Origin of the sequence: Aeromonas rivipollensis, assembly GCF_037811135.1 — a bacterium.
In the GTDB taxonomy this organism is placed as follows: Bacteria; Pseudomonadota; Gammaproteobacteria; order Enterobacterales; family Aeromonadaceae; genus Aeromonas; species Aeromonas rivipollensis.
Map to the genome: position 1 here is coordinate 895,398 of NZ_CP149130.1, position 18,470 is coordinate 913,867.

An 18,470-nucleotide genomic window follows, 5' to 3' on the forward strand; every position below is an offset into this window, starting at 1 on the left:
GGTTCAGCCGCTTTTCTCTGGTCATCCTGCGCAAAGGCTGGAGACGTGGCAAGCTCGTCGATATCAATGAGGTGCGCCATGGTAAATGACCGCTCACTGCTCAATCAGAGCTCTCTCGGTTGGCTGCTGCTGATCGCCCTGATAGTGCTGGGTGCCGGCCTCGGGCTGCGGGACCCCTGGCCCGCCGACGAGCCGCGCTTCGCCCTGGTCGCCAAGGAGATGGTGGAGAGCGGGCAATGGCTCTTCCCCATGCGCGGCGGCGAGATCTACCCTGACAAGCCCCCCCTGTTTATGTGGGGCATCGCCATCGGCTATCTGCTGACCGGCTCCATCAAGGTGGCCTTTCTGCTGCCCTCCCTGCTGGCGGGTCTGCTGACCATCCTGCTGGTGTGGGATCTGGGTCGCCGCCTGTGGAACCCGGCGACGGGCTTCATGGCCGGGCTGCTGCTGCTGTTCACCGTCCAGTTCACCCTGCAGGCCAAGACGGCCCAGATCGATGCGCTGGTCACCTTCTTCATCACCCTGGGAGTTTACGGTTTCGTCCGCTTCCTGCTCTGCGGGGGAGGCTGGCGCTGGTACTGGCTCGGCTGGTTTGCCGCCGGGCTCGGCATCATTACCAAGGGGGTGGGGTTGCTGGCCCTGCTGATCCTGATCCCGGCAGTCTGGACCCACAGAGACAGGATCCGTGCCGCCTCCCGTGCCGACTGGTTGAAGGCGCTGGCGGGGCCGCTCTTCATGCTGCTGGCCATCGGCCTGTGGCTGGTGCCCATGCTGACCGCCGTGGCCCAGAGCGGGGACCCAGTGCTGCAGGCCTATAGAGACAACATACTGCTGCGCCAGACAGTGACCCGCTATGCGAATGCCTGGCATCACGTCAAACCCTTCTGGTACTACCTCAGCTCGGTGATCCCGCCGTTCTGGCTGCCCCTCTCCCTGCTGCTGCCCTGGCTGGTGGTGGCGTGGCGCAAGGCCATCCAGGAGCAGGACAAGCGCATCATGCTGCTGCTCGGTTATCTGGTGCTGGTGGTGCTCTTCTTCTCCCTGTCGCCGGGCAAACGCGGCGTCTATGTCACGCCGGGCACGCCGGCCCTGGCGCTGCTGACAGCTCCCTACATGGGGGCGCTGCTGGCGCGGGTCTGGCCCGGGCGTCTGCTGGGCGGGCTCGGCTGGCTGCTGGGGATCCTCTGCGTGGGTGGCGCCGGGGCCCTGGCCGTCAGCGACAAGCTGGCGAACCGGCTGGGGGATTTGGGATCGGCCCCCTGGCTGCCCCTGCTGGTGCTGGGCGTTGCGCTGCTGCTGGTCAATGCGCTGCTGCGCCGGGCGCCGCTCAGCGCCATCCTCTGTTCGCTGGCTGTGGGCTGGCTGCTCTACTCCTGCTGGATCTGCGTACGCCTCAACGACATGCGCACGCCGCAGGGGGTGATGGCGTTGACGGCGCAGAAGGTGCCAGCGGGGGACGAGCTGCTGCTTGCCGGTTTCAAGGAGCAGCACCTGCTGTTCGCTCGGCAACCCGTGCAACATTACCCCTACCTGCTGGGGGATGGGGAGCAGGCTCGCGAGGCGGCGGCCTGGGTGGCGGCCGCGCCCAGGCGCCATGTGCTGGGCAGCGCGGATCTGATGGTGCTGTGTTTCGAGCCCGAGAAGATGGAAAACCTCGGCAACCGCCATCGCACCGACTGGCTGCTGGCGGGGGCTGAGGCCCTCAAGCCCGCATGCCAGGGGTTGACCCCAAGGCTCGAACCCTTCCGCTATACCCCGGGCCCCTGAGGCCGGGACCCAGCAAGAGGGGCTGCCAGTGGCAGCCCCTTTTCATCTCGGGCGATGGGGTCAGACCCCGTAGTAGGCCCTGTACCAGTCGACGAAGCTGGCGACCCCCTCCTCAAGCCCGACTCCGGGTCTGTAGCCGGTGGCATCGAACAGCGCCTGGGTATCGGCCCAGGTCGCCAGCACGTCCCCGGCCTGCATCGGCAGCAGGTTGCGGATGGCCCGCTTGCCGAGCGCCACCTCTATGGCCTCCACGAAATCCAGCAACCGCACCGGGCTGCCATGCCCGATGTTGAAGAGGCGGTAGGGGGCCGGGCTGGCGTCGGCGGCTCCCTGCCAGGCCGGGTCTCCTTGCGGGGGCCTGTCCGCGACCCGGATCACCCCCTCCACTATGTCGTCGATATGGGTGAAGTCCCGGCTGAGCTGGCCCTGGTTGTAGATGTCGATGGGCTCGCCGTTCAGGATGGCGCGCACGAACTTGAACAGCGCCATGTCGGGGCGCCCCCAGGGGCCGTAGACGGTGAAGAAACGCAGGCCCGTGGTGGGCAGCCCATAGAGATGGGAGTAGGAGTGGGCCATCAGCTCGTTGGCCTTCTTGCTCGCGGCATAGAGGGAGACGGGATGATCCACCCCGTCCGAGGTCTTGAACGGCATCTGCTCGTTGAGGCCATACACCGAGCTGGAGGAGGCGTAGACCAGGTGCTGCACCCCGTGATGGCGGCATCCCTCCAGCACGGTGAGGGTGCCGTTGAGGTTGCTGTCGGCGTAGGCGAAGGGGTTGTCCAGCGAATAGCGCACCCCGGCCTGTGCCCCCAGGTGGATCACCCGATCGAACCGCTCGCGGGCAAAGAGCGCCGCCATGGTTGTGCGATCGGCGAGATCACATCGCTCGAAGCGAAAACCGGGCAGTGGCAGCAGCAGTGCCAGCCGCGCCTCCTTCAGGCTCACCTCGTAGTAGTCGTTGAGGTTGTCCAGGCCAACCACCTGATGGCCGTCGCGGCAGAGCCTATGCGCCACATGGAAGCCGATGAAGCCGGCGGCGCCGGTGACCAGATATTTCATTGCCGTTGCTCCTCGCGCAGCCCGGTGGCCAGGCTGTCGCCCCGGCCTATGGCGTAGTAGGTGAAGCCGCGCTGGCGAAGGCGGGCCGGGTCATAGAGGTTGCGCCCATCGATGATGACGGCCTGCTTCAGGGTCTGCCGCACCAGCTCGAAGTCCGGGGCGCGGAACTGCTGCCATTCGGTGCAGATGAGCAGGGCGTCGGCCCCCCTGAGGGCGGCCTCCTGGGTACCGCACAGGGTCAGATCGTCCCGCAGGCCATAGAGGCGCTGGGCCTCGCTCATGGCCTCGGGATCGAACGCCTGCACCTTGCCACCGGCGGCCCAGATCGCCTCCATCAGCACCCGGCTCGGGGCTTCGCGCATGTCGTCGGTATTGGGCTTGAAGGCCAGGCCCCAGAGGGCGAAGGTCCGCCCCCTCAGATCGCTGCCGAAGTGCTGCTGCAGGCGGGCCATGAGCTTGTGCTTCTGGCCGTCGTTGACCCGCTCCACCGCATGGAGCAAAGGGGCGTCGCAGCCAATCTGGCTGGCGGTGTGGATCAGCGCCTTGACGTCCTTGGGGAAGCAGGAGCCGCCATAGCCGCAGCCGGGATAGATGAAGTGATGGCCGATGCGCGGGTCGGCGCCTATGCCCTTGCGCACGGCTTCGATGTCGGCCCCGAGCTTCTCCGCCAGGGTGGCCATCTCGTTCATGAAGGAGATCTTGGTGGCCAGCATGGCGTTGGCGGCGTACTTGGTCAGCTCGGCGCTGCGGGTGTCCATCTGGATGATGCGATCCCGATTGCGGTTGAAGGGAGCATAGAGCTCTTCGAGCAGGGATATGGCGTGGGCCGAGTCGGTGCCTATGATGATGCGATCCGGCCGCAGGCAGTCGGCCACCGCGGCCCCCTCCTTGAGAAACTCCGGGTTGGAGACCACCTCGAGGGGCAAGTTGACCCCGCGATCGCGCAGGATGGCGGCGATATGCTGGTGCACCCGGTGGGCGGTGCCGACCGGCACTGTGCTCTTGTTGACCACCACCTTGCCGTCCTGCATCAGCCGCCCTATGGTGCCGGCCACTGCCAGCACGTGCTGCAGATCGGCCGAGCCGTCTTCATCGGGCGGGGTGCCAACCGCGATGAAGATGAGCTCGGCGAACGCCACCCCCTCGGCCATCTCAGTGGTGAATTGCAGACGACCGGCCTGATGGTTGGCCTGCACCAGGGGGGCGAGGCCGGGCTCGAAGATGGGGATCATCCCCTCTTTGAGGCGCTCGACCTTGACGGCATCCACGTCCACGCAGGTTACCCTGTGGCCCATCTCGGCGAGCACCGCGGCCTGAACCAGCCCCACATAACCTATCCCGAATACGCTGACTCTCATCTGCTGTCGCTCCGCAGCCTGTGGCAAGTGGGTCATTTTAGAACGATTCCTGCCTGTTGGCAGCGAGATAGCCCGGGTTTTTCAGGCGCTCTTCAGGCTGGCTTCAGCTTGAGAGGGGGAGGGCGTGACATATTTTGGTGCAAGGGTTGTAACGCGGCGCTGACGCGCACCATTTCGGCGCATTCGATCCCGTACTTGTGATCCTGGTCACTCAAAATGGACACTGTGACCATAACGAAGTCCCGACTCACGGGGCTCGCGCCCGTCACCGGGCCTCAGACACTCTTTTCACTTCGCTACTGGACATAAGGTTATGGACAACACCCCCCGTTCGGCCCATCCGTTCTATGAGGATGTGCTCGCCCTGCTGACCGCGGCAGGCTTCGTTTCCCTCGGCATCTTCCTGTTTCATCAGGTCGGTCTGCTCACCGGCGGCACTGCCGGCCTGGCGCTGCTGCTGCAGCAGGTCACTGGCCTGAGCTTCGGTCTGCTGTTCTTCTGCATGAATCTGCCCTTCTATGCCCTGGCCTGGCTCAGGATGGGGCCACGCTTCACCCTCAATACCTTCGCCGCCGTGGCGACCGTCTCCTTCATGACGGATCACCTCAACGCCGTGCTGCAGATAGGCAAGATAGAGCCCGTCTATGCTGCCCTGATCGGCGGCACCCTGATCGGCATGGGGTTGCTCATCATGTTCCGCCACAAGGCCAGCCTGGGTGGCTTCAATATCCTGGCGCTGTTTATTCAGGATCGTTTCGGCATCCGTGCTGGTAAGCTGCAAATGGGGCTGGATTGCGCCATCGTCATCGCCTCCTTCTTCGTGGTCTCCCCCTGGCTGCTGGCACTCTCAGTGGTGGCGGCCATCATCTGTAACCTGGTGTTGACACTCAATCACAAGCCGGGCCGCTACCAGATCGCCTGAGCCCCTTCACTTTGCAGACAAACAGAGCGCCCTTGGGCGCTCTGTTTGTTTCTTCTTCTTATTAGCTAATTACACCACCATGGGTTGTCCCGTCTCGGGGTGGTGGATCACCTGGGCGGGATAATCGTAGAGGCGGGCGATAAGTTCGGGGGTGAGCACCTCTGCCGGTGAGCCGTCCGCTATCAGCCTGCCCTGCTCCAGCATCACCAGCCGATCGGCGTAGCGCGCCGCCAGATTGAGATCGTGCAGCACCACCAGCACGGCGGTGTTGCGGGCGGCCAGGGCGCGGGCCATGGTGAGCAGCTGATGCTGGTACTTGAGATCGAGGGCCGAGGTGGGCTCGTCCAGCAGCAGCAGCCGTGGCTGCAAGGGATCCGACGGCCGTCCCGGTGACGGCTCCTGCCAGATCTGGGTCAGCACCCGGGCGAACTGCACCCGCTGGCGCTCCCCTCCGGAGAGGCCGGGGTAGAGGCGGCCGGCCAGGTGCTCGACCCCGGCATGGGCCATGGCGGCCTTCACTATCTGATCGCGGCGGCTGGCGGGCTCGCTGTGAGGCAGCCGCCCCATGGACACTACCTCCTCGCACAGAAAGGGGAAGCTCAGGGACGAGCTCTGGGGCAGCACTCCGACTCGGTGGGCCAGGGCATCGCCGGCCCACTCTTGCCGCTTGCGACCGAACAGGGAGATGGTGCCGTCATAGGCCAGCTCGCCGGTCAGACACTTGAGCAGCGAGCTCTTGCCCGCCCCGTTCGGGCCGAGCAGGGCGGTCAGACTGCCCCCATGCAGGTCGAGATCCAGGCTGTCCAGGATGAGGCGATTGCCCCGTGTGAGGCTGACACCGCGGCAAGCGAGCAGGGGGGAGGGGGATCCGGGCAAGATGGCGTTCTCCTGTTACAGCGTCCGGCGACTCTTGACCAAGAGCCAGATGAAGAAGGGGGCACCCAGCAGGGCGGTGATGATGCCCACCGGCAGCTCGGCCGGCGCCAGCAGGGTGCGGGCCAGCATGTCGGCCCCCAGCAGCAGGGCGGCGCCGAGCAGGGCGCTGAGCGGCAGCAGCCTGACGTGATTGGGCCCGGCCAGCAGCCGCACCAGGTGGGGTACCACCAGACCGACGAAGCCGATCATGCCGGCCACCGCCACCGCGACGCCGACACCGGCGGCGGTGAGCAGGATGAGGCGTCGCTTCAGAGCCTGCACGTTCACTCCCAGGTGGCGCGCCTCACCCTCGCCCAGCAGCAGGGCGTTGAGGGGGTTGGCATCGCGCATGAAGAGCCACAGCAGGGCGACCAGGGTCAGCAGCGCCAGCCCCACGTCCACCGACTTGCCGGCGGCCAGGGAGCCCATTTGCCACAGGCTCAGGTTGCGCAGCATCTGATCGTCCGCCAGGTAGGTGAGCAGCCCTATCACGGCCCCTGACAGCGCCGTGATGGCGACGCCCGCCAGCAGCATGACGGTGACCGAGGTGCCTCCCTCACGGGTGCCGAGCAAATAGACAAGGGTGGTGGTGAGCGCCCCGCCTAGGAAGGCGAGCAGGGGCAGCAGACCGAGGCCGAGCAGGCTCTGCAACTGTTGGCCGAGGGGGGCAAGCAGCACTATGGCCAGGGCGGCGCCCAGCGCCGCGCCGCCGGAGACCCCTATGATGCCGGGGTCGGCCAGGGGGTTGCGAAACAGCCCCTGCATCACGGCGCCGCAGAGGCCGAGAATGCCTCCCACGGCGATGCACAGCAGGGTACGTGGCAGGCGGATCTCCTGCACTATCAGCAGCTTGTGTGCCTCTATCCCGCTCTCTTTGCCGGCAAACAGGGCCCGCAGGCTCTCGGCCAAGGAGAGTGACATGGGGCCGGTGGCAAGGGAGCCGAGCAGCAGCAGGGCGAGCGTGCAGCCGGTGAGCACCAGCAGCCAGGGCAGCGGCAGACGCATCATGAACCCTGCTTGATCCACTGGGCTATCTGGTTGGCCTGCTGCAAGGATCTCAGGCTGAGACCTCCTTGCAGGGCGTGACCGTCGATGGCGTGGATGGCCCTGTTCTTGCCTGCCGGGGTAGCGGCCAGGGCCGGCACCTGGGCCAGCACGCTGTCGACGCTCTGGTATTGTTGCCAGTCACGGCCGCTCACCAGCACCAGATCCGGCTGCAGTTCGATCAGGGATTCGGTGGAGACGGGCTTGTAGTCGTGCAAGCGGGCGACCGGGTTGACGCCGCCGGCCAGGGTCACCAGGGCGCTGGCGGTGGTATTGCCACCGGCGATGCTGGTGGGCTGGCCCTTGTGCAGCAGCAGGAAGGCGACCTTCAGGGGTTTGTTCTGTTTCGCCTGGGCCGCCAGTTTGTCGTTCTGGACGGCGATATCGGCCTTCAGCCTGGTGCCGGCGGCCTGATTGCCCAGCAAGCCGGCCAGGGCGTCGATCCGCTCGTTGAGATTGGCCAGGGTGGGCGCCGTCGGCAGCACTGTCACCTCGACGCCGGCCCGGCGCAGCTGTTCCAGGGCCGGTGGCGGCCCCATCTCGTCGCTGCCGACCAGGCGGGTCGGGGCCAGACTCAGTATTCCTTCGGCAGCCAGGGCGCGGTGGTAGCCGACTCTCGGCAGCCCCTTGGGTTCCGGGCTGCTGACGTCGGTGGCAATCAGGCTCTGCTCGCCCCCCAGGGCCATAATGAGCTCTGTGGTGGCCGGGCCTATGCTGACGATACGTTCCTGCGCCACGGCAGGCAGGGAAAGGGCTGAACAGCCGAGCAGGCTGAGTGCGAGGGCAAAACGACGGCCCATGCGAACCTCCGAAGGGTGTATGAGAGTGGGATTGCCGCCGAGAATATCAAGCCGGTGAAAAAAATGCACTGATAATGAAAGCGATTATCAATTGCGTTAAGAGGGCCGCTTTATTACAGTATCCGCCGCGAGACCGAGTACCATCGCCAGATCATCCAGGGAGAACCGATGAGCATTGCACAACGCATTCATGCGCTGCTGGAACAAGATCCCAGCGCCCATCCTTCCAGCATCGCCACCGAGCTGGCCGTCAGTGAATGGGAGGTGGTGCGCCACCTGCCCGCCGAGCTGATGACGCTGGTGCCGAGCGATCAGGCCGAAGCCCTGCTGGCGGATCTGGCCAGCTGGGGTCAGGTGACCACCATTGTGGAGTCCGACGGCTCCATCTTCGAGGTGAAGGCCCCCTTCCCCAAGGGCAAGACGGCCCGCGGCTACTATAACCTGATGGGGCGGGACGGCGAGATGCACGGTCACCTCAAGCTCGACAACGTGGTCGGCATTGCCCTGGTCAGCAAACTGTTCATGGGCAAGGAGGGGCACTCCTTCCAGTTCTTCGGCCACAGCGGCCGCTGCATTTTCAAGATCTACCTGGGGCGTGACGAGCAGCGTCAGCTGCTGCCTGACCAGGTGGAGCGTTTCAAGGCCCTGCGCCACCAGTATCAAGAGGAAGTGAAAGCATGAGTGAACGTCAGGAGCGTCTGCAGAACCGCCTGCAACCGGAGATCCGCGAATTTCGTGACGGCTGCCGTACCCTGCAGCTCGCGACCGTGGATGGCGAAGGCAACCCCAATGCCAGCTACGCCCCCTTCGTGCTGCAGGAAGATGGCTACTATGTGCTGATCTCCGAGATAGCCCGCCATGCCCGCAACCTGCAACAGGTGCCCAAGGTTTCCCTGATGCTGATCGAGGACGAGACCGGCGCCCGCGAACTGTTCGCCCGCAAGCGGCTCACCTTTGACGCCGTGGCCGAGGTGGTGGCGCGGGATGACGAGCGCTGGGGCAAGGCGATAGCGGCGCTGGAAGGGCGTTTTGGCGACATCGTCAAAGGGCTCTCCAACCTCAAGGACTTCGTGCTGTTTCGCCTCAAGCCCGAGCAGGGGCTGTTCGTCAAGGGCTTCGGCCAGGCGTTCCGGGTCTCCGGTGACGAGCTGGTGGACTTCGTCCATCTGGTGGAGGGGCACAAGCGCGTCGACAACGGCGCCGAGTTGCGCAGCGAGACGGACGCACCTGTCTGAGGATCGAGGTCATGAGATGAAAAACGGGCAGCCTGGGCTGCCCGTTTTGTTACCTGTCCCCAGATCGGGATCACTCCTGCCAGGAGGCCTTGTTGGGGAAGGCGTCGCGATCGGCCTGGGTGGCTGTCTCGTTGCACTCCCCCCGGATCTTCCAGGAGGTCTGGCTGAGGACTATGTAGCCGGTGCGGCAATAGTTGCGTGCCGCCAGCGTCTCGGTCAGTTGCTCGTCCTGCAGGGCCTCGCGGCGCTCCAGCAGGCTCTTGCTGTTGCGGCTCAGCCGACTGTCATCCTCCTGCAACCGACTCGGCAGGACGTCGAGGGGAGCGGCTTCGAAGGTGAAGCGCTTGCTCCCCTCTTCGTTGATGTTGGTATGAAACAGGGGGGCCGGGCCGTCGGGCGTGGTGCCCGGCATGCCGGAGCAGGCCGTGATCGCCGGTAACAACAGCACAAGGGCAACGGCAGAGAATAGACGCACGCAAGACTCCAATCGGGTGATCACTTCAGGGCGGGCAGATTAGCACGCCAGCTCGGGTTGAGCCGCCTCGAGCAGCTCATCCGTGGTGAGCAGGGTCACGCTTCTGCCCTCTGGCAGGCTCAGGTGCTGCCACATCCAGTTGTGGTGCTCGATGATCTTCTCGGCGCTCAGGTGGGGACGATCGGCTGTGGTGTGACCATCCTTCAACACCAGCACCTCAAAGCCATGAGCCGCGGCACTGCGTACCGTGGTATCGACGCAAAAATCGGTGTTGCTGCCACAGAGGATCAGCCTGTCGACGGACTGCTCGGCCAGCAGGAAGGCCAACTCGGTCTCGAGGAAGCTGTCGCACGCCGTCTTGCGCACCCGGCTGTCCCCCTTGGCGGGTTGCAGCGCTGGGTGAAGTTGCCAGCCCGGGGTACCGGGCTCCAGCTCGTCCCCTGGCAGCTCGTCATGCTGGATGTAGATGACCCGGCCATGATGCTGTCTGACATGGGCCGCGGCCCGGTTGATGTTGGCCAGAACTTGTGGCTGTTGGTGATGGGTCGCTTTCATGACCCCTTGCTGCACATCGATGATCAGTAACACGTCCATATTTTACCCGCCGTATCCTGGAAGATTAGGGTTGCAGCCACTGGCTGCAGTCACGGCTGCGGGATTGATGCAGCGCGCCCATATCTTGCTTCATTTCCTCTGCATTTAGCCAGCGTTCCGGCAGGGGGGCTATGTGCACCCGCACGTCGGCGCTCCGTCCGGGGGCTGCCTTGCCATCCTGGGAGCCAGTTTCAGGCACCACAAGGGCGACTTTCAGCGCCGGATTGCGGCTGGCGATGCGGCTCGCGATACCCAGCCCCCCCTCCACATGGAAGTTGCCGGCGATGTGCATGATGCGCCGGCCGGGATGCTGCTCGAGATAATCGACCATGCTCTCGGCCATGGTGTCGTCCCAGCTGGTCTGGGCAGCGAAGCGGCGGGCATTGCCGTCCGCATCCCCATGATGCATGGAGGCCATGAACTTCTGGCGATAGGGATCCTCCCCCAGGGTGAGCTCGCGGGCGAGCTGGCTGCGGAGGCTGGCGGGCAGTTTGTCGAGCCACTCGGGGCCTTCCTGACCGACACAGCTCACCAGCGGCTTGGGGGCATTGGCGGCGATCACCGTCAGCTGCTGCGCCTTGGCAAATTCCACCAGGGGGCGGTAGTCGCTCGGGTAGTTGGGCCAGGCATGGCCCTCGCGGATCAGCGTGGATTCGCCGATGCGCCCGGCCAGGTAGGCATCCAGCATGGGCTGATCGGCACGGCTGAACTGCTCCATGGAGAGCACCAGCCCCCGGCCATCGACGCGCGACATCCCGGCAAGCTCTGCCAGCAGGTTTGCCTGCAACAGGTGCACGGCCGGGTGGCTGTGGAGCTCGCCCACCAGCACTATGTCGGCATCCCTGACCTTGTCCACCGCCTGGGCGAGGCTGAGGGGCCTGTCGTCCGTCCCATCGCCAAGCTGGTAGTGATAGAGGGTCTGGGGAGGCTGGCTCTGCGGTGGGGTGGCGCAGGCGGCCAGCAACAGGGGCAGGGCGAGCAGGGGGAGTCGTCGAGTCATGGCATCTCACTCACAGAGGCAGAGATTGGCAAAGGCACTGCACCATACGATGGCAGCATGGCGAGCAGGAAAAAAGAGGCGATAGTGTAAAACCGTTTAGAAGCAAAAGAAAATGAGAATGATTCACTTTATTATTGATCTTTGTCGCGGGCTGAGTAAGATGCCGTTCGGTTGATAATGATTCTCAATAAGGACTTTGCAGTGGCGCACAACAACACCCCCTCTCTGATTGCCCTCGCCGTGGCGGCCGGGCTGGTATCCCCTGCTTTCGCCGCAGACAAGAAAACGGATGAAGTCATGGTCGTCAGTGGCTCCCGCATGGAGCAGAAGCTGGAAGACGTCTCCGGCCCCATCGCCGTCATCACCTCGGAGCAGATCGAGGAGCAGGTCGTCAGCAATGTCGCCGATCTGTTCCGTTATGAGCCGGGCGTGAGCGTGCAGGGCGGTGCGGGGGATGCCCAGACCTTTACCATCCGCGGCATGAGCGAGAACCGGGTCAAGGTGGTGCAGGACGGGGTGCGCCAGAACGATGCCTACAAGAACGGCGGTGTGGGCCAGACCTACTTCGACACCGACATGATCAAGCAGGTGGAAGTGGCCAAGGGGCCGGCGTCCGCCGCCTACGGCTCCGATGCCCTGGGGGGCGTCATCGCCATCACCACCAAGGATGCCGGCGACTTCCTCAAGGGGAAGGACAGTTACCTGGATGCCACCACTGGCTATGCCTCCAGCAGCCACCAGAACATGGCCGGCATCACCGGGGCGCTGCGCACCGGCGAGTTCGAAAACCTGTTGCGCTACACCTGGCGTGACGGCGGTGTGACCCAGAACTACGACAGCGACAAGGACGAGTTCGACATCGTCAGCCAGGCGGTGCTGTTCAAGAGCAAGTGGAACTTCTCCTATGATCAGTTCCTGAAGCTGACGGTCGACTACTTCACCGAGGGCCAGGATCCGGATGCCATTGATCTGACCAAGGCGGGCTCCGTCTTTAATCAGCCGATCACCGACAAGGAGACCGACAACCTCTCCCTGGTGCTGGATCACGGCCTCGCCCTGAACGCTCCCTGGGCGGATCGGGTGGACAGCAAGATTTACTACAGCCGCACCAAGCAGACCCTGGATCAGTACGCCTCCTCCAAGTACCCGGTGCGACCGACAAACCCCTATGTGACCAAGAACTCCCTGGATCATAACGGCTTCGAGCAGGAGAGCCTGGGAGCCCAGGTGAAGTTCAGCAAGGCGATCGCCAACCAGCGTCTGGCCTGGGGTGTCGAGTATGAGCACACCGACAACGAGCGTACCCGCTTCAAGGGGCCGACCACTCCGGGTGACTTCGTCGGTTACAGCGAGCTGAGCTTCCCCTCCACCACCAGCGAGCGCAGCGCGCTCTGGGCCTTCGACGAGATCAAGTTTGGCGAGCGCTGGGTGCTGACCCCGGGTGCCCGTTACGACTACTACAAGATGACCCCGGACGAGGATCCCGCCTACACCGGCGAGAACATGCAGAAGATCTCCGAAGGGGAGTTCTCGCCCAAGCTGGGGCTGGTGTTCAAGGCACACGAGGCGGCCAACCTGTTTGCCCAGTACAGCCACGGCTTCAAGGCGCCCATGTATGACAACGCCTTCTCCACCCTGAACCACCAGGCCTATGGCTATCGCATCGAGCCGAACCCTAACCTCAAGCCCGAGAGCAGCGACGGCATCGATCTGGGGGTGCGCGGCAGCAGCGGCGGCTTCAGCTATGAAGTAGCGACCTTCTACAACCAGTTCGACGACTTCATCGAGCTGACGGCCGTGGGGACCGAAGGGCGCACCGCCATCTATCAGTACCAGAACCTGGACAAGGCGACCACCAAGGGGGCCGAGGTCAAGGCGGACTACTGGCTGAACGAGCTGGTGAACGTCTGGGGCAACCTGGCCTACATAGAGGGCAAGGATGGCGACGGCAACTACATCAACAGCCTGAGCCCGTTCAACGGCAGCCTGGGCGTGCGTCTGGAGCAGCCGAACTGGAACATCAACACCGCCCTGCGCTTCGCCGACGACATGGACAAGGTGGGCAAGGATGCCAGAGGCAACGACAACATCAAGAGCGCCGGCTGGGGCGTGGTGGATATCTATGCCCAGTTCAAGCCGATGCAGGATTTGCAGCTCAACGTCGGTGTCTTCAACCTGTTTGACAAGGAGTACGTCAGCTACGAGAGCGTCACGGGCCTCGCCGCCACCACGGACACCAGCAACCAGACCGAGCCGGGCCGCAACCTGAGCGCAAGGGTCAAGTACGTGTTCTGATGTTTGCCAACGACGATGATGATGAAGGGGCCCCAGGGCCCCTTCTCTGTTTCTGGCGGCCCAAACCGGCCCCAAAAAGAAACCCGCCAGGGGCGGGTGTAAGGATTGCAACACTCATCAGGAAGCGGTGTTAACCAATAGACAGGGGGATGTGACAAAGGTTCAACTTTATTGATATTTATCGTTTTTATCCCCTCTTGCCCCTGGGGATCCCCGCGCCAAAATCGGTTATCATTTGTGCCCCTTGTCCCGCTGCCGAGCCCCTATGCCCGCCTTCTCCTGGTTAGCCCTGTTCTTTGGCGCCTTCTACTTCGTCTACGGCGCCTATCTGCCATTCTGGTCCCTGTGGCTCGAGGGCATAGGGGTGAGTGCCGAACAGATAGGCCTGCTGCTGGGGGTCGGCATGGCCATCCGCTTCGCCGGCAACCTGATGGTGATGGGGCGGGTCAAGGGGGCCGGTCAGTTGCTGCCCGTCACCCGGCTGCTCTGCCTGCTGAGCCTGCTGGCCTTTTTGGGCTTCTACCTCAGCCACAGCCTCTGGTGGCTGGTGCTGCTGACCCTGGTGGCGAACTTCATCTACCCGACCCTGATGCCCATGGGGGAGGCGCTCGCCACTCGCATGGTGGTGCAGACGCACCTCGACTATGGCAAGGTGAGGCTGTGCGGCTCCTTCGCCTTTATCGTCGCCTCCACCCTGGTCGGCGCCCTGGTGAGCAACTTCGGCAGCGACTGGGTGCTGCACACCATGGTGGCGGGACTGCTGGCCATGCTGGCGCTGAGCGTGCTGCCGCTGCGACCGGTGCCCCAGGAGCTCAAGGGGGAGCGGGCCCGAGCCTTCCTGCTCGCCACCCTCAAGTCGGCGCCGGTGCGCCGCTTCCTGCTCATCACCGCCCTGCTGCAGGGCAGCCATGCCGCCTACTACGGCTTCAGCGCCATGTACTGGAAGGGAGCAGGCTACAGCGGCACCCTGATCGGCTACCTGTGGGCCCTGGGGGTGGTGGCGGAGATCGCCGTGTTTGCCGCGGACAAGCGCTTCTTCCACCGCTTCGGGGCCCAGACCCTGTTTCTGGTGGGGGCCGTCGGCTGCGTGGTGCGCTGGGTGTTGCTCGGCGCCTCCACCGAGCTGGCGGTGCTGGTGCTGGGCCAGCTGTTGCACGGGGTTACCTTCTGCATCAGCCACCTCGGCGCCGTGCGCTTCATGACCCGCCAACTGCCCGCCGAGCAGCAGATCCCCACCCAGGCGCTCTATGCGGCGCTCGGCCTCGGCATGACGGTGGCGGCCCTGATGGCGATCTGCGGTGTGCTGTTCGAGCAGCTCGGTGGGGGCATCTTCTTCATCATGGTGCTGGTGGTGCTGCCGGTCTTCGTGCTGCGGCTGCGCGGGGAGCATGAGGGCGCCGCCGCCTGAGCGGGCGCACCCAATGACGGTTGCCCGTCGGCACGCTGAGCCGGCGCGGCGCTCAACACATCTGGACAAGGGAAGAATGTAGATGCACCAAGGATGGCTGCTGATCGGGTTGTCGCTCGCCTATCTGGGCTTGCTGTTCCTCATCGCCTACGTGGCGGACAAGAGCAAGCGCCGTCGGCTCAAGGGCCAACCCCTGCTCTACAGCCTGTCGCTCGCCGTCTATTGCACCTCCTGGACCTTCTTCGGCACAGTGGGCCAGGCCAGCGAATCCCCCTGGTCGCCGGTGCCCATCTATCTAGGGCCCATGCTGGTGTTCCTGTTCGGCTGGCGCCTGCTGGCCCGCCTCATCCTGGTGGCCAAGCGCGAACACATCACCTCCATTGCCGACTTCATCGCCGCCCGCTATGGCAAGTCCCAGCGACTGGCCATGGTGATCAGCCTGATCGCCGTCATGGGGATACTTCCCTACCTGGTGCTGCAGCTCAAGGCCATCGTCACAGGGCTGGATCTGCTGATGGCCAACTCGGTGCCGGCGGGGCCCACGGGCAACACGGCCGAGCTGGCCCTCGGCGTCGCCCTGTTGCTGGCGTTGTTCAGCATACTGTTCGGCACCCGCAACCTGGATGCCACCGAGCACCATCGCGGCATGGTGGTGGCCATAGCCTTCGAGTCCGTGGTCAAGCTGCTCGCCTTCATGGCGGTGGGGGGCTTCGCGCTCTGGCTCATCATCGCCAGGCCGAGCGAGGCCCGCACCCTGGTAGCCACCGACTTTCTCGATGCGGTGGTGGCGGTCACGCCGGGCAGCCTGCTGGAGCTCGCCATCTATACCCTGGTGGCCATGTGCGCCGTCATCTGCCTGCCGCGCCAGTTCCACGTGACTGTGGTGGAGAACAACCAGGGCCAGGATCTGCACTGGGCGCGCTGGCTGTTCCCGCTCTACCTGTTCCTGATGGGGCTCTTCATCTGGCCGCTGGCGCTGGCGGGCAAGCAGTGGGTGGGGGCCGACATGGCCTCGGATACCTATGTGATCAGCCTGCCCATGTCGCTGGGCTTCGACGGCATGGCGATGCTGGCGTTTCTCGGCGGTACCTCGGCGGCCACCGGCATGGTGATCGTCTGCACCATCGCCCTGGCCATCATGGTCAGCAACGATCTGGTGCTGCCCGTGCTGCTGCGCCGCTTCTGGCAGCAGGGGCGGGATGAGCGCCTGATGCGGCTGCTGCTGCAGGTGCGCCGGGGCGCCATTTTGCTGATCCTGCTGGCGGCCTGGGTGCTCTATCTCTGGCTCGGGGACCTCACCAGCCTGTCGCGCATCGGCTATCTGTCGTTCGGCGCCGTGGCCCAGTTCGCACCAGCCCTGCTGCTCGGTCTCTACTGGCGGCACGGCAATCGCAAGGGGGTCTACCTCGGGCTGGCGCTGGGGGTCAGCCTCTGGTTCCTCACCCTGCTGGCCGAAAGCGGCCTGCTGGCGGGTTCGCCCCTGGAGGCGCTGCTGGCCCCTCCCGACTGGCCCGCCTTCCGCGAGCTGAGCCTGGGGGCCTGGTGCATCTTCCTGAGCCTGTTGCTCAACCTGCTCGGCTACGTGGCGGGCTCCCTGCTGTCGCGGGCGGCGGTGAGCGAGCGGTTGCAGGCCGCCAACTTCGTCGGCAAGCCGAGCCGGGATACCACGGCGCTCTACCAGGCACGGGTCTCGGTCAAGGAGCTGGAGATGCTGGCGGCCCGCTTCGTCGGCTCGAGCCGGGTCAAGCGTGCCTTCGGCCGCTTCGCCGGCGAGCACGGCGGCACCCTGGCGCCCCAGATGCAGGCGTCGGCCGATCTGATTGCCCACACCGAGCGGTTGCTGGCCGGGGTGTTTGGCACCTCGTCCGCCCGCCTGGTGCTGGCCTCTGCCCTGCAGGGGCGCAACATGCAGCTGGAGGAGATAGTCACCATAGTGGACGAGGCCTCGGACGTGTTCCGCTTCAACCGCGGCCTGCTGCAGGGGGCCATAGAGCACATGGGGCAGGGGATCTCGGTGGTGGACAGGGAGCTCAAGCTGGTGGCCTGGAACCGGCGCTACATAGAGCTGTTCCACTATCCGCACGGGCTCATCCAGGTGGGGCGCTCCATCGAGGAGATCATCCGCTACAACGCCGAGCAGGGGCTCTGCGGCCCGGGCGATATCGAGGCCCAGGTGGCGCGCCGGGTCGCCTTCATGAAGCGGGGCAGCCCCCATGTCTCGGCGCGGGAGCGACCGGACGGCCGGGTGATCGAGATGCAGGGCAATCCCATGCCGGCGGGGGGCTTCGTGATGACTTTCACCGACATCACCCCCTTCCGGGCGGCGGAGCGGGTACTGCGGGAAGCCAACGAGCACCTGGAGGCGCGAGTGGCCGAGCGTACCCACGAACTCTCCGAGCTCAACCGCCAACTGCTGCTGGTGAACCAGCAGGTGGAGCGGGCGAACCACTCCAAGAGCCGCTTCCTGGCGGCGGTGAGCCACGATCTGACCCAGCCGCTGAACGCGGCCAAGCTGTTTACCTCCTCCCTGCTGGAGATGCTGTCCCAGGGAGGGGAGCAGACGGCGGAGCAGACCCGCATCGCCCGCCACATCGACGATGCCCTGGGGGCGACCGAGGATCTCATCACGGATCTGCTGGACATTTCGCGCCTCGAGGCGGGCAAGTTCAAGGCCAGGAAGCTCGACTTCGCCCTGAGCGACGTGCTGGGCAACCTCAAGGCGGAATTCGGGGTGCTGGCCCAGGCGGGGGAGATCCAGTTCTCAGTGGTGGAGAGCCGCCTCGCCGTTTACAGCGACGTGCGCCTGCTGCGCCGGGTGTTGCAGAACTTCCTCACCAATGCGTTCCGCTACAACCCGGGCGGCCGGGTGCTGCTCGGCTGCCGCCGACTGGGGGACAAGGTGCGCATCGAGGTGTGGGACAATGGCCCTGGCATTCCGCTGGACAAGCAGGAGGCGATCTTTGACGAGTTCTCCCGCCTCGATCACTCCCGCACCGCCAGGGAGCAGGGGCTTGGCCTCGGGCTCGCCATCGCCCGCGGCATCTCCCAGGTGCTGGGTCACCAGCTCTCCCTGCGCAGTTGGCCCGGGGCGGGCTCGGTGTTTGCCATCACCTTGAACCTCGCGACCCGGCCCGTGATGCCGAGTCCGGTGGCGGCGCCCGCCGTGCGGGACAGCCAGCTGGAAGGGGTCAGGATCCTCTGCATCGACAACGAGGAGGAGATCCTCATCGCCATGGCCTCCCTGCTGGGACGCTGGGGCTGCGAGGTGCGCTGCGCCCAGAGCCTGGAGCAGGCAGAGGAGATCATTGGGGCTGGCTTCCTGCCCCGGCTGGTGCTCTCCGACTACCACCTAGATGACGGCAAGACGGGGCTGCAGGCGCTGCACATGATCCGGCTGGCCCATGGCAACGGCATAGGCGGCATCATCATCAGCGCGGATCGCAAGAGCGAGCTGCAGACCCAGATCCGCGAGCACGGCTTCGGCTACGTCAGCAAGCCGGTCAAACCCCTAAAACTGCGGGCATTGATGAACAGCCTGCTGCTGCCAATAGAGTGAGGCAGTTCACAGAACAAGCACGTGGGATGAAAATTGTAAATC

General features: G+C 64.9%; 15 protein-coding genes. 7 read left to right on the forward strand and 8 right to left on the reverse strand.

Going from position 1 to position 18,470, the window contains the following annotated elements:
- Positions 1 to 78: 78 nt before the first annotated feature.
- Positions 79 to 1,767 carry a glycosyltransferase family 39 protein gene (locus tag WIR04_RS04260; protein WP_338890720.1) on the forward strand — a complete coding sequence of 563 codons (1,689 nt, stop codon included), beginning with the start codon at positions 79 to 81 and terminating at the stop codon, positions 1,765 to 1,767.
- A 60-nt stretch (positions 1,768 to 1,827) separates the two neighbouring features.
- Here the strand turns inward: WIR04_RS04260 and WIR04_RS04265 are convergent, their stop codons facing one another.
- Both WIR04_RS04265 and WIR04_RS04270 read right to left on the reverse strand, forming a co-directional pair.
- On the reverse strand, positions 1,828 to 2,826 hold the full coding sequence (locus tag WIR04_RS04265; RefSeq protein WP_338890722.1) for an NAD-dependent epimerase: 999 nt from the start codon (positions 2,824 to 2,826) through the stop codon (positions 1,828 to 1,830).
- Positions 2,823 to 4,184 carry a UDP-glucose/GDP-mannose dehydrogenase family protein gene (locus WIR04_RS04270; protein WP_338890724.1) on the reverse strand — a complete coding sequence of 454 codons (1,362 nt, stop codon included), beginning with the start codon at positions 4,182 to 4,184 and terminating at the stop codon, positions 2,823 to 2,825. Before WIR04_RS04270 ends, WIR04_RS04265 begins: the two co-directional genes overlap by 4 nt.
- A gap of 313 nt (positions 4,185 to 4,497) precedes the next feature.
- Between WIR04_RS04270 and WIR04_RS04275 the strand changes: the two genes are divergently transcribed.
- The gene (locus tag WIR04_RS04275) at positions 4,498 to 5,106 is read left to right on the forward strand and encodes a YitT family protein (RefSeq protein ID WP_338890726.1); all 609 of its coding nucleotides are present in this window, start codon (positions 4,498 to 4,500) and stop codon (positions 5,104 to 5,106) included.
- A 69-nt stretch (positions 5,107 to 5,175) separates the two neighbouring features.
- Here WIR04_RS04275 and WIR04_RS04280 read toward each other — a convergent pair whose 3' ends face one another.
- The 3 genes from WIR04_RS04280 to WIR04_RS04290 are packed head-to-tail and all read right to left on the reverse strand — an operon-like array spanning position 5,176 to position 7,865.
- On the reverse strand, positions 5,176 to 5,982 hold the full coding sequence (locus tag WIR04_RS04280) for a heme ABC transporter ATP-binding protein (RefSeq protein ID WP_338890728.1): 807 nt from the start codon (positions 5,980 to 5,982) through the stop codon (positions 5,176 to 5,178).
- A gap of 15 nt (positions 5,983 to 5,997) precedes the next feature.
- Complete coding sequence (locus WIR04_RS04285) at positions 5,998 to 7,029, reverse strand: iron ABC transporter permease (protein WP_338890730.1); 1,032 nt, start codon at positions 7,027 to 7,029, stop codon at positions 5,998 to 6,000.
- The gene (locus WIR04_RS04290; RefSeq protein ID WP_025328094.1) at positions 7,026 to 7,865 is read right to left on the reverse strand and encodes a heme/hemin ABC transporter substrate-binding protein; all 840 of its coding nucleotides are present in this window, start codon (positions 7,863 to 7,865) and stop codon (positions 7,026 to 7,028) included. The genes WIR04_RS04285 and WIR04_RS04290 overlap by 4 nt, the downstream gene beginning before the upstream one ends.
- 168 nt (positions 7,866 to 8,033) lie before the next feature.
- Here WIR04_RS04290 and hutX point away from each other — a divergent pair, with 168 nt between their 5' ends.
- The gene (hutX, locus tag WIR04_RS04295; protein ID WP_005329147.1) at positions 8,034 to 8,546 is read left to right on the forward strand and encodes a heme utilization cystosolic carrier protein HutX; all 513 of its coding nucleotides are present in this window, start codon (positions 8,034 to 8,036) and stop codon (positions 8,544 to 8,546) included.
- Complete coding sequence (hutZ, locus tag WIR04_RS04300) at positions 8,543 to 9,100, forward strand: heme utilization protein HutZ (RefSeq protein WP_303807523.1); 558 nt, start codon at positions 8,543 to 8,545, stop codon at positions 9,098 to 9,100. The genes hutX and hutZ overlap by 4 nt, the downstream gene beginning before the upstream one ends.
- A gap of 70 nt (positions 9,101 to 9,170) precedes the next feature.
- Here the strand turns inward: hutZ and WIR04_RS04305 are convergent, their stop codons facing one another.
- Genes WIR04_RS04305 through WIR04_RS04315 form a run of 3 tightly spaced genes read right to left on the reverse strand, consistent with a single transcriptional unit; the run spans position 9,171 to position 11,169 of the window.
- On the reverse strand, positions 9,171 to 9,575 hold the full coding sequence (locus WIR04_RS04305) for a hypothetical protein (protein ID WP_025328092.1): 405 nt from the start codon (positions 9,573 to 9,575) through the stop codon (positions 9,171 to 9,173).
- A gap of 39 nt (positions 9,576 to 9,614) precedes the next feature.
- Positions 9,615 to 10,169, reverse strand: coding sequence for a cysteine hydrolase family protein (locus WIR04_RS04310; protein WP_338890737.1), 555 nt, complete (start codon positions 10,167 to 10,169; stop codon positions 9,615 to 9,617).
- 25 nt (positions 10,170 to 10,194) lie between these two features.
- Positions 10,195 to 11,169 (reverse strand): ChaN family lipoprotein, encoded by a 975-nt coding sequence (locus WIR04_RS04315; protein WP_338890739.1) that lies wholly within the window; start codon positions 11,167 to 11,169, stop codon positions 10,195 to 10,197.
- 201 nt (positions 11,170 to 11,370) lie between these two features.
- Between WIR04_RS04315 and WIR04_RS04320 the strand changes: the two genes are divergently transcribed.
- From WIR04_RS04320 to WIR04_RS04330, 3 genes are all read left to right on the forward strand, one after another.
- Entirely contained in the window at positions 11,371 to 13,464 is a 2,094-nt protein-coding gene (locus tag WIR04_RS04320) for a TonB-dependent hemoglobin/transferrin/lactoferrin family receptor (protein ID WP_338890741.1), read from the forward strand.
- A 265-nt stretch (positions 13,465 to 13,729) separates the two neighbouring features.
- Positions 13,730 to 14,872, forward strand: coding sequence for a 3-phenylpropionate MFS transporter (locus WIR04_RS04325; protein ID WP_338890743.1), 1,143 nt, complete (start codon positions 13,730 to 13,732; stop codon positions 14,870 to 14,872).
- A gap of 82 nt (positions 14,873 to 14,954) precedes the next feature.
- Complete coding sequence (locus WIR04_RS04330) at positions 14,955 to 18,428, forward strand: PAS domain-containing hybrid sensor histidine kinase/response regulator (RefSeq protein WP_338890745.1); 3,474 nt, start codon at positions 14,955 to 14,957, stop codon at positions 18,426 to 18,428.
- The last annotated feature ends 42 nt before the right edge of the window (positions 18,429 to 18,470 follow it).